Origin of the sequence: Caballeronia sp. GAWG1-5s-s (genome assembly GCF_023631445.1) — a bacterium.
Lineage (GTDB): Bacteria > Pseudomonadota > Gammaproteobacteria > Burkholderiales > Burkholderiaceae > Caballeronia.
Genome location: NZ_JALQDC010000033.1, coordinates 308,044 through 319,525 on the forward strand (window position 1 = coordinate 308,044; position 11,482 = coordinate 319,525).

Genomic DNA, 11,482 nt, shown 5'->3' on the forward strand with positions numbered 1-11,482 from the left:
ACGGTGGCAACGTGATGAGTATGGTTTTCTCCGGCAAAGCGACCAATATGTATTAAGTAATAGCCGTCGTCTAAACCCTCGGGTAAACCGGTTCAGCCAGCGGACCAGCCGGATCATGCGTGTGGCCACGCCATCGCAAACTTCGGATCGTCCGCCCGCTTTTCGATGTCACCCGGGACGGCAACGTGAGAAGGGGATGACAGAATGCATGGCGATCAACAGCAACGCGAGATCGACAACGATCTCGCCAGGGCGCTCTATGCTGCCGACCCCGTCTCCTTCCTCACGCACGGTTGCGCGATCGCGCTTCTCGGCGCGGTGTATCTCGCTCGACCCGACGCCGGGCGGCTGCCCGCGCTTTGCATCCTGTTCTACGGGATGGCGAACTGTCTCGCGATCGGCCTCTGGGCGATGCGGCGCTACCGGCCGTCGTTCTGCGACGCGCGCCGTTGGATCGACCTGCACGCGCTGAGGAACGTCGCGCTGCACGTCGCGCCGGGCTTGTCCATATGGTTCGCATTCCATGACGATTCGGTCGAGCTTGCCGCCGCTCACACGGTGCTGCTCGTCGCGCTCGCGGCGCTCGCCTTCGTGGCGAACGGCCTCAGCCGGCTCAACCTCTTGAGCGCCGTGCCGATACTGCTGGTGCCCGCCGCCGCGCTTCATCTCGCGCAGCCGTCTTCCGGCCGGCCCGAACTGGCGGCCGTGCTGCTTGTCTTCATGTTTGCGTTGCATCTGTTCGCCGCGCAGTACCGCGCGTTCTTCCGCGGCATCGTCGAGGCGCGCGTCGATCAGCAGCGCCTCGCGGAAACGATCGCCCGCCAGAAAGGCGTGATCGAGGAAGCGAGCCTCGCCAAGACGCGCTTCTTCGCGGCGGCGAGCCATGACTTGCGCCAACCGCTTCATGCGATCGGACTGCTCGCGCAAGCGCTCGCCGATGGCCACGCGAGCGAAGCGGAGCGCGATGAAACGGCGCAGCACATTATTTGCAATGTCGAAGCGCTGAATCAGCTCTTCAATCAGGTACTGGACCTCGCGCGCATCGAAAGCGGCGTAACGCAGATGATTTCCCAGCACTTTCGCATGGACGAACTGCTCGCGCGCATCGAGCGGCAGTTCCGCCCGGCCGCCGCCGCGAAGGGCCTGTCGTTGCGCATCGCGCCGACCACGCGCATCGCGTTCACGGATCCCGTGCTGCTCGAACGCGTGATTGCGAATCTCGTGTCGAACGCGGTGCGCTACACGGAGCGCGGGTCCGTCTGGATCGGCGTGCGCAACGGCGCGAGCCGCGAACGTTGCTTCGTCGAGGTGCGCGATTCGGGCATCGGCATCGCGCCGCATGAGCACGAACTCGTATTCGAGGACTTCTATCAGGTGCCGCAGCCGCATCACGTCTTGCGTCAGGGTCATGGCCTCGGGCTTGCCACCGTGCGGCGGCTCACGCGTCTTCTGGGCGAGGAGTTGACATTGCGGTCGGACCTCGGCCGCGGAACGACGGTTCGGGTGCCCGTCAGGACCGGAGATGCGGCTCTCGTGAACGTGAGCCTCGCTGCGCCGCTCGCGACCAGCGCGTTCGTCGAGGGTCGCCGCGTGCTGTGCGTCGACGACGATCCCGCCAATCTCGACGCGCTCGGCACCTTGCTCACGCGCTGGGGCTGCGTCGTGCGCGGTTGCCGCGACGAACTCGCCGCGGTGCGCGCGATTTCCGACGGTTTCGTGCCGGAACTGCTCCTGTGCGATTACCAGATCGGCCGCTTGCAAACCGGCGTCGGCGTGCTGCAGGCCGTGCGCGAGGCATTGCGCCGGCGCGGACACGAGGAGCCCGCATGCGTCGTCATCACCGGCGACATGGCGTCTCCCGAACTCGTGGCGCTGGCGGCCGGTGGCTTGCCGGTGCTGCACAAGCCCGTCACGCCGACGCGCCTGCGCCGCACGCTCGAGGCGATGCTGCAGCCGCGCGGCCGCGAGAACGAGGCGGCGTGAAGCGCGTGCGCGAGCCTGCGCCGGAGCGTGCGTGCCGAGTCGTCAGCCGAGGTTGCCGCGCATGCCGAGCGCGCGCAGATATTGACCGGCGACCTCGGACGCACCGTAGTGCACGACCGTCTGGTCGACCAGCGCCCACACGGAACCGCCGCCGAGCCGCACGCGCCGGCAGAAAGAGAGGTCTTCGGACAAATAGGCCCCGTGTTCTTCGATGGTGTCGAAGAAGCCGTAGAAGCGGCCGTCGGGCAGCGCGCCGCGATACTGTTCGGGCGGCGCATAACATCGCGTGAACGGCAGGGCGATGTCGAAAGCATCCCGCCGCGCGAGGAAGATGCCCGTGCCCACGTGCTCCGCCTCGACGAAGCCGTCCGTCACCCGCGCGCGGCCATCGTCCGTCGTCTTGATCCGCACCGTGTAGTCGGCGTGCTTTTCGAGGAACTCGCGCAGCGACAAGCCCTGGTCCGTTTCGCCGATCCGCTTGTCCAGATTCACGCGCCGGTACGGATACGCGACGCCCGCCACGCACTTGCCCGCGTCAAGCAGCTTCATGACGGCTTGCGGCGGAAACTGCATGTCGGTGTCGAGGAAGAGCAGATGCGAGAACTCCGCGTGCGCGACGAAGTAGCTCGCGAACAAGTTGCGCGCGCGAATGATGTGCGACGAGCCGACGTGCATCGTCTGAAAGCCGCAGCCGGCATCGGTCAGCGCGCGGGCCGCTTGCATCAGCGAGAAGGCGAAGTTGACGTGAACCTCGTCGTGATGCGTCGGCAGCGCAATGAGCACATTCGGCGCGCTCACAGGTCGCGCCCCGTCTGCAGCCAGCCGTTGATGAGCGCGATCGCCGAAGAGCGGTTGCGCACGCCGAGCGCCCGGAAAATCACCGAGAGGTGCACTTTGACCGTGCCTTCGGCCACCTGCAATTCCCTCGCGATCATCTTGTTCGTGCAGCCGCGATGCACGAGCCGCATGATCTCGCGCTGGCGCGGCGAGAGGTTTTCCATCAGATGCACGTGATGCGGCTCCAGCGGCGCGGCGGGCGTGCTCCGGATGGGCCGCGACGTCTCGGCGGGCGCGGGCCGCGCCGCGCCGGAACCGTTCGGCGCGCCGGTGTTGATGAGGCTCAGCGCTTCGATGGGCACATACGCGCCGCCCGAGAGGACGAGCTCGATGGCCTTGACCATCACATTGGCCGGCTCGCGCTTGGGCACGAACCCGAGCGCGCCCGCGGCGAGCACCGCGCGCATTTCATCGACCGACTCTTCCGCCGACAGCACGACGAGCGGCAGCGCGGGATTGGCCTTCAGGAGCGCCGCCAGCGACGACGCGCTCGCCATGCCGGACATATGCAGGTCGACGATCGCCAGATCGTGATTCGCCTCCGGGTGAGCGGCGGCGGCGAGCGTCTCCCAGTTGTCGGCCTCGTCGAACTGCGCATCCGGGTCGATGCTGCGCAACAGCGACTTGACGGCCTGGCGGATCAGCTCATGGTCGTCGGCGACGAGAAACCTCATGTTTTCTCCCGCGAATGTCGTGTTTCAGGGTGAATCGTCGACACACAGATCAGGATCGCTGACCACGCAATCGGCGCCCGGCATGGCCGGGCCGCCGCGCACGCGCACCGCCGACTCCCTCGCGGAGATGCGCAGGCCTTTGGGCAGCAGCACCCACATCTGCGTCGCCTGCTTCATTGTGCTCGCCTTCTGCTGCGCCTTCTCGCCTGTGCCGAAGAAATAATCGGCACGCACCGCGCCGCGTATCGCGCCGCCCGCGTCCTGCGCCATCAGAAGCCGCGCGAGCGGCGACGCGCCCTCGCTCGCGTCGATGAAAACCGGCGCGCCGAGCGGCGTCGTGCGCGGATCGACGGCCGCCGACCGTTCCGGCGACAGCGGCACGCCGAGCGCGCCGATCGGCCCGGCGGACGAATCGGGGATGGTCCGAAAGAACACGTAGCTCGGGTCCGAGGACGCGAAGGCATAGCCGAGCGGAGCCGCGCCCGATAGCGGCGGCGCTGCGGGCACGGTCGGCAGATTGGCCGTATGAGCGGATAAGGTCTCGGCGTGCGCTGAACCGGCCGCCGTCATTACAGGCGAAGTGCTCACGCGCGCCGGCCGGACCGCGGGCGTCGCGCTCTTAGCCAGATTGAAGCCGCGCAAGAGCGGCGAATCGGGCGGGTTGTCGGCGCGGGCGGCGTCGGGTGGATCGGCATAGGCATCGGCATCGGCGGCGCCACGCAGCAGTTGCGACTGCGGCGCGTCGTCGGAGGCGAGGGCATCGACGTGATCCGGCGCGTTCTGCATGCTCACGCTCCCTTCGTCCAGGTCGATTTCGACGCCGCGCACCAGCACCTTGCGGCCCTTGGTCGACGCACTCGCCACGGGCGGATTGAACGCGAAGCCGTTCTGCTCGGCATAGGCGAGCCGGATGACGCTCACGCCGTCCGGCAGCACGATCTTGCCGGCGCCCTGCAATTGCATCGCGTAGAGCATCGCCGGATCGGCGACATAGGCGAGCACCGGCGCGTCGATCCTGCCACGCTCGATCTGCGCGCGCGAGTAATACGGCACGATGCGGTTTCCTTCGAGACGCAGCCGCAGCTTCTTGTCGCGGATATCGGGCACGCTGTTGCCGAGCTGGAGCGCATAGACGCCTTTCGCGTTGCCGGGCGAGACGGCCGCGAGCGGCACGACCGTGCGCCCCTCGATGCGCGCCATGACCGGCTCGGTGCGCGCATTGGGCGGCAGACGACGCGAATCGAGGAACAGCATGTCGCGCGGCACGCCATAGACCGGATACACATACGGCGCGCCGTACTTGCGGCTGCCGCGCAGCACAGGCTCGTAGTAGCCCGTCAGCACGCCGCGCGAGGACTTGTCGACGTTGCGGATCTGATAAACCGTGAAGTTGTCTTCGAAGAAGCGGCGCACCGCGGCGGTGTTCTTCGAATCGACGCTGCGCGAAGCCGAGCATGGCGCGGCCCACGCCGGCTTGCCGCTCAGCACCGCGCAGCCGCGGCGGAATGCATCCCAGGATTGCGCGACGTCATCGCTCGTCCAGCCCGGCACGCTGGCGAACGGCACCGGCGTGTAGAGCGCGTTTCTCGTGGCGAAGGGCGCGGCGGCGGCGGAATACGATGCCGACGGACTCGCGGGAAGCGGATTCACGATGCCCGGCTCCGGCCCCGATCCCGCCGCGCTGACGATGCGTGTCTCCTCCGCCGGCCCGGCAAGCGCGGGCGCGCGGTCGCGGGCCTCCAGAATTTGCTCGGACTGCGTAGCTTGCGGCCGGGGCGGGTTCGCGCATCCCGCCAGAACGCCCGCGATCATCGCGATGAAGACCGGCAGGCTCGCGCGCGATCCCGCGCCTGCATCGACAGCGGAACGCTCAGGCGCGGCTTCGGGAGATGCGCCGGGCGCGCCGCCCGACTCCGCGGCCGCGCCGCGCGCTCTTGATGTCATGATGCCCTCGTCCTGCCGTGAACGGCTTTCGCATGCCGCGCCGCGCGTCATCGGGCGGGCGGCGCGAATCGCTATTTAGACGAACGGACGACATCGATTTTGAAGGCTGCGGCGCCATACGCGACAGGACACGACGGCGCCGCGCTGCCGCATGACGGCACGCCCGCGAACGGCGAGGCGGTGATGGTGCGCTGCGCCGCCGCAGCCTGCTGCGCTTCCGTTGAGAGACTCGCGAACACGGAATCGTGCGTCAGGTTGAGCGCGGAAAAATCTCGCGGCGCGGCCGACACGATGACGACGAAGTGATTCGCGCCGACGGGCTCGCCCGCTTCCATCGGCCAGCTCGGGCGCGGCAGCGTGAGGCGCTTTCCCGCGTTGATGCGGTTGTCGCGGTCCAGTTCGTTGGGGAAGAGCTGCAAGTACTGATTCCCCGGATCGACGACGAACACGTAGACATAGCCGTCGCGGCTGCTGGTAAGCGAGAAGCGCAGCCGGTCACGGCCGATGACGGCGCGCGCGAGCGGCACGTCGACCTTCACGGCTATCGACGGATCGGCGAGCGACACGATGCGAGCGAACTCGCCGGCGGGCGAGTACGGCGGAACGGCTGGCGGCGGCGCGGGGGGATTCGGCGCGGCGCGCCCGCCCCCGTCTTCGGCGGATCGAGCCGCTACGACTGTCGATGCGGGCGGCGGCGCGTTCGCCGAAGCCGGAGCGGAGGCCGGCGCAGCCGCGCCGCTCGCGATGCGACCCGCGCCGCCCGCACCGGCGCCAAACGGCGCGTGCGCAGGCGGCTTGAGCGCCAGAAAACCCAGCACGGCTGCCGCCACCAACCCGATCCCGCCGAGCGCCCAGCCGATGCGCCTGCGCACGCCGCCCCGCGCGAGAGCCTTGCCGCTGGCCGTCTGCCTGACCGAAGAATCATCCAGCGTGATGCCGAGCTCGGCGGCGAACTGCCGGTCCGTCTGCGGCCGGTTGCCCGGCTGGACGGCGAGAGCATGATCGATCGCCTTCAGGAAAGCGGGCGAGTAGCGCCCGGCGGCGATGCGCGCGAGCGGCTGGTAGCTGTCCTTCACCATGCGGCCGACGGACGGCGGCGGCGTCCTGCCGGTGATCGCAAAGTAGACGAGCGCGGCGAGCGCGTAGTGATCGGTCCACGGTCCCTGCCTGAGCGACGGTATTTCGGCGTACTGTTCGATCGGCGCGTAGCCCGGCTTGAGAATCACCGTGAGCGCCTGCGTCATGTCGCCGATCACGCGCCGCGCCGCGCCGAAGTCGAGCAGCACGGGCCGGTTGCTCTCTTCGAGCAGGATGATGTTGTCGGGGGCGATGTCGCGGTGAAAGCAGTCGGCTGCGTGGAGCACCGCGAGCGCATCGAGGAGCGGCGTGAGCAGCGCGCGCAGCCACGCCTCGTCGGGCGGCTGCTTCATGGCCTGAAGCGCCGCTTTGAGCGTCACGCCCTTGTAGTACGGCATGACCATGTAAGCCGTGCCGTTCGCTTCCCAGAAGCGGTACACCTTCACGAGCGACTGATGATCGAAGCGCGCGAGCAGCCGCGCCTCGTCGTTGATGAAGCTCTTGAGCCCCGCGCGGAACATGCTTTCGTGACGCTCGGACTTCACCTTCACCTGCGTCGAGCCGACGCGCGCGGCGAGCGCGGACGGCATGTATTCCTTCAGCGCGACATGGCGGCCGAGCGAGGTGTCGAACGCCAGATAGACGATGCCGAAGCCGCCTTCGCCGATCAGCCCGACGATCTCGAACTCGCCGAGCCGCGTGCCGGGCGGCAGGACGTTGTGGGTGGCCCGCGCATCCGGCGCATTCGACGCATTCGGCGCGCCCGAGAACGACGCGCGCGCGCCGCCGACGATCACCGTCTTGTCGTCCTCGTCGTTGCGTTCGGTCTTGCTGCCGTTTTGCTCGTCGTCCGGAAGCCTGCCGGTCGCATTCATGGTCCGCAGTCCCGCAACATCGTGGTGAAAAGCGCCGTGTCCGGCAGGCCGTACACCGGCCACACGGTGAACGGGCGCGGCGGGCGGTCCGGGGCTTCGGGGGCTTCGGGCGCATCGTCCGGTTCGCCTTGCGCCGAGGTCCACATGCTCATGCCGTAGACCTCGGTTTCCCAGACCGACGCGAAGATGCGGGCGAGCGCGTCGGGCAACGCCTGCGCCGACTGCACGGTCCACGGCTCGTTCAGGACGGCGGCGCGCGAGGCCGGGCGCGGCGGCGATGTCACCGGCACGGGCAAGAGAGCGAGTTGTTCGTCGAGATGCTCGATGCTGTGGTCGAAATCGAGCGCCGCGAGCGCCACGCGCTCGATCGCCGAGAGCCATTGCCAGAGCGCGGCGATTTCGGCGCCCGTCGCGGGCGCGGAAGGCAGCGGCGTCGCGATCGTCAGCGGGAAATGCCGCCCGACGCGGTCCACCGACGCCATCACCACGCCCGTCCAGCACGACGGAAGCGTCGGCGCGATGGCGCCCGGCATCGCGAAGAAGCGCCACACCGGGCACGTCAGATAGAGATCGAGCCAGTCCTGCCCGAGCGCGAGCTGCGTTTCGGCGACGCGCTGCGCGAGCCACGCGTCCCACGGCGCGACGAACGCGTCGGAGAGGCGGCGCGCGGTGAAATCGCCGAGCGAGGGCAGCTTGCCGTACCAGCCGGCGATGTTCGCGGCGGCGTCCGGGAGCGCATTGCCGAGATCGTTGCTCATAGGCGTTCGGGACAGGAAAAGGCGCGCAGGTCCGCGAACCGGAACGGATTCTCGACGCTGTTGGCCGTCACCTCGAAGCGCGCCTTGCGGCCTTCGACATCGAAGGTCACGATGAACCGCTCGGGCTGCCCGGTCGGCTGGACGTCGAGCCGGTCGAACATGCGAAAGAGCGCCCACGGGCCCTCGAACATCAGGTTGCCGGCACCGCTCGAAGGCGGCGGCGTCAGTTGCAGGCTCACGCGGCCGGAGCCGCGCGCGCCGGGCCACTGGATCGTCGTCGCGATCTGCGGGCCGTGGGCGTACGTGAGCACTTGCCCGTCGACGTCGAGCGTGAAGGAGAGAATCGTCGGGTCCATGTCGAGCGGCTTGAACTGCAGCGCGAGCGCGGGCGTCTTGCCGCCCGCGCGGAAAAAGACGCTGCGGATGGTCGCGGCGCGCTCGAACTGCGCGAGCCCGGCGGGGCTGATCTGCATCGCCGACGAATCGGATTTCTTGAACGCCCACGGTTTCGCGGAGACGTCGACGTCCTGCGCGAGGTTCTTCTGAAAGAAGTCGTCGAACTTGCCGCCCGGCGCGAAAAGCGCGCCGAAGTCTTCCGGCAGCACGTCGTTGGCGGAACCGGGGTTGAACGGATAGCGCCCGCCCACCGCGCGGGTGCAGAAGGCCGAGATCGACTCCTTCAGGTCTGCCGACAGATTCACGCGGCGCGCCTGCTGCGTCTGCGCCGCGCCCTGGCTGCCGAGATCGAGCAGCGCCGTGCGGATGGGCTCGGGCAGGCGCGCGGCCTGCGTGCGCAGCTTCGCGGGCGCGTCCGAGGGCGGCGGCGCGGTCTTCTGCTGCAACGCTTCGTCGGTCGTCGCGAGGTAGGTGTAGACGTCGTTGATCAGGGCGAGCGTCTGCGTGATGGGCGCGGGCTGCCCGGCGCCCGGGCTCGTCACCAGCGCGCGCAGGCCGGCGAAGCGGTCATCGACGATGCTCTCCAGCCGCGTGCCCGGCGCGACCGGCGCGATGCGCGTCGGGTCCGGGCCGCCGATGATCTTGAGCAACTGCTCGCGGGCGGCCGTGATCTTGTCGTTGGCCTTGTCGACGACGGTCGTTTCGCCCTCCGGCCTCGCCCCGAGCGTCGTTTCGCGCGATGCGGCCTTCACCAGCATCGCGAGCGGCGAATCCGGCGCGGACAGGATGCGCGCGATCTGCACCGACTGCGAGAGATTGTCCGAGCGGACGATGCGCACGTCGTTCAGAAACTCGGTCCAGGTCCGGGCGTAGTCTTCCAGATAGAGCAGCCGCACGTCTTCCGTCAGGCGCTGCATCGCCGCGGGATCGCCGCGCGGCAGGCCGCTCTCGTCGCGGATGCCGAGCACCCACGGCTGCTCCGCGGCGAGCTGCGCCGAGACCTGATCGACGGCCTTGAGAAACGCCTTGTGATAGCCGTCGAACGAATACAGGCCCGGCACGCCGCTCGTGAGCGGCTTGCCGCTCGCGCGCACGAACACGAGCGAAGCGTTCGGGCCGCCCGCGCGCGCCACGGTGAATTCGGGATAGTCCGCGCCGACGCCCTGCTGCTTCACGCGCCCGTACACGCGCTGCGCGAGCGTGCTGGTGGCGAGCATCGCGCGCAGGTGCGCGACGAGGCGCTCGTCGAACGGCAGATTGGGATGCACCACGCCGCGCGCGAACAGGGTGTCGAGATGCGCGGCGAGCGCCGCGCGCTGCGCGTTGCCGACCTCGCGGGGCAGCGTGCGGTCCCAGTCGGTGACGATCCACGTCTTGAGTGCATCGGCATCCTGATGATCGGGCTGGTTGAGCATCAGATACGCCTTCAGCGACTCGTACGCGTAGCCGGGGTTCGACGGACTCGCGCCGCGCGCCTGTTCCTCGATGCGCGCCGCGAGCTTCGGCAGGAACAGGTCGGTCAGCAGCCGTTCGTAGGCGCTGTTCGCGGCGGCGTCGAGCTTCGCGCCTTGCCACAGGCCGAGTTGCATCGCGAGCGGCGGGTGCGCCGCGTCGACCTGCGGCGTCGAAGCGAGATTGTGCACCGCCGTAAGCAACGGCAGCAGCGCGACGAGACTTTCGTTTGCCGCCGACGTGCCCGCCGCCGCCTGTTTTGCCGCATGCGCGGCCTGATCGACATAGGCGACGTACGCCCGGTTGCGCAGATAGCTCGCGCCCCAGAACGCGAGCACGCACGCGCACACGGCGGCGATCGCCGCATAGGCCGTGAGCCGCAGCACGTGCCGCCGCCGCGCCCATTGCAGGTTCGATCCGGCGAGGCCCTGTTCCGCGAACACGACCTGCGTGAGCAGCCGTTCGATGAAATAGCTGCGCCCGCTCGACGGACGCGGCGGCTGCACGCCGCGCTCGATGCCGAACGCGCGCGCGAGCGAGCCCATCACGCGGTCGATGGGCGTGCCTTCCTGCGTGCCGCTCGTGAAATAGACGCCGCGCGCGAGCGGAAACTCGCCGTGCTTCGACTGAAGGAAGATCGCGCGCAGGGCGTCGGCCAGAACCGGCTTCAGCGCCGCGAACTGCTGCGGAAAGCCCATGATCGCCGCGCGCTGCGCGAGGCCGGTTTCGGCGTTCAGCCGCTCGGGCAGGCGAGCGACGAGGCGCGCTTCGAGCGCGTTGAGTTCGGCGTCGACGTGCGCGGAAAAGCCGGCCACGCCTTCCGGGTGCTTGGCATCGTATGGAAACGTGAAGCCGAAAACCTGCGCGCGCTCGTCCTTCGTCAGGTCCGCGAAGAACTCCGTGAAGCCCGCGAGCAGGTCCGTCTTGGTGACGAGCACGTACACCGGAAAGCGCGTGCCGAGCGCCTGCATCAGCTCGCGCATGCGCGCCCTTAAAGTCGCGGCCATGTCCTCGATGCCCGCGGGCGTCGCGGCGAGCAAATCGGGCACGGCGAGCGTGAGCAGCACGCCGTTGATCGGCTGACGCGGGCGCGTCTTGCGCAAGAGCGCGAGAAAGCCTTGCCACGCCGTCTGATCCGTCTCGCGGTCGCTTTCGTGCGTCGTGTAGCGGCCGGCCGTGTCGATCAGCACCGCGTCGTCGGTGAACCACCAGTCGCAGTTGCGCGTGCCGCCCACGCCGCGAATCTTGTCGGTGCCGAAGCGCTTGGCGAGCGGAAAGCGCAGGCCCGAGTGCAGCAGCGCGGTCGTCTTGCCCGCGCCCGGCGCGCCGATGAACATGTACCACGGCAACTGATACAGATACTGCCGGCCCGAGAGCGTGATCCAGTCGCGCCAGCCCGGCTTGCCGCCCGATGCCGCGACGCGCGCCTCGCGCAGCGCGGCGAGCGCCTCGTCGAAGCGCGCCGCGAGCGTCGCGACTTCTGCTT

General features: G+C 68.8%; 7 protein-coding genes. 1 reads left to right on the forward strand and 6 read right to left on the reverse strand.

Annotated features, from left to right (window positions below):
- Positions 1-204 precede the first annotated feature (204 nt).
- Positions 205-1,983, forward strand: a complete 1,779-nt coding sequence (locus NCR34_RS25585) for an ATP-binding response regulator (protein ID WP_248323953.1) — start codon at positions 205-207, stop codon at positions 1,981-1,983.
- 42 nt (positions 1,984-2,025) lie between these two features.
- On the opposite strand, the gene NCR34_RS25590 is transcribed toward NCR34_RS25585, so the two are convergent.
- The 6 genes from NCR34_RS25590 to tssM form a co-directional block, all read right to left on the reverse strand.
- Positions 2,026-2,781, reverse strand: coding sequence for a hypothetical protein (locus NCR34_RS25590; protein WP_248323954.1), 756 nt, complete (start codon positions 2,779-2,781; stop codon positions 2,026-2,028).
- Entirely contained in the window at positions 2,778-3,494 is a 717-nt protein-coding gene (locus NCR34_RS25595; RefSeq protein ID WP_248323955.1) for a LuxR C-terminal-related transcriptional regulator, read from the reverse strand. The genes NCR34_RS25590 and NCR34_RS25595 overlap by 4 nt, the downstream gene beginning before the upstream one ends.
- A gap of 24 nt (positions 3,495-3,518) precedes the next feature.
- On the reverse strand, positions 3,519-5,438 hold the full coding sequence (locus NCR34_RS25600; RefSeq protein ID WP_248323956.1) for an MltA domain-containing protein: 1,920 nt from the start codon (positions 5,436-5,438) through the stop codon (positions 3,519-3,521).
- 71 nt (positions 5,439-5,509) lie between these two features.
- Positions 5,510-7,390, reverse strand: a complete 1,881-nt coding sequence (locus NCR34_RS25605; protein ID WP_250501239.1) for a protein kinase domain-containing protein — start codon at positions 7,388-7,390, stop codon at positions 5,510-5,512.
- Complete coding sequence (tagF, locus tag NCR34_RS25610; protein WP_248323958.1) at positions 7,387-8,148, reverse strand: type VI secretion system-associated protein TagF; 762 nt, start codon at positions 8,146-8,148, stop codon at positions 7,387-7,389. Before tagF ends, NCR34_RS25605 begins: the two co-directional genes overlap by 4 nt.
- A partial coding sequence (gene tssM, locus NCR34_RS25615; protein ID WP_250501240.1) for a type VI secretion system membrane subunit TssM occupies positions 8,145-11,482 on the reverse strand: 3,338 nt, incomplete at its 5' end. The genes tssM and tagF, both read right to left, overlap by 4 nt.

What these genes read in the sequence shown, in the direction of transcription:
- NCR34_RS25585 (WP_248323953.1), top strand. Translation starts at nt 205, where the DNA reads ATGCATGGCGATCAACAGCAACGCGAGATCGACAACGATCTCGCCAGG.
- NCR34_RS25595 (WP_248323955.1), bottom strand. Translation starts at nt 3,494, where the DNA reads ATGAGGTTTCTCGTCGCCGACGACCATGAGCTGATCCGCCAGGCCGTC.
- NCR34_RS25600 (WP_248323956.1), bottom strand. Translation starts at nt 5,438, where the DNA reads ATGACATCAAGAGCGCGCGGCGCGGCCGCGGAGTCGGGCGGCGCGCCC.
- NCR34_RS25605 (WP_250501239.1), bottom strand. Translation starts at nt 7,390, where the DNA reads ATGAATGCGACCGGCAGGCTTCCGGACGACGAGCAAAACGGCAGCAAG.
- tagF (WP_248323958.1), bottom strand. Translation starts at nt 8,148, where the DNA reads ATGAGCAACGATCTCGGCAATGCGCTCCCGGACGCCGCCGCGAACATC.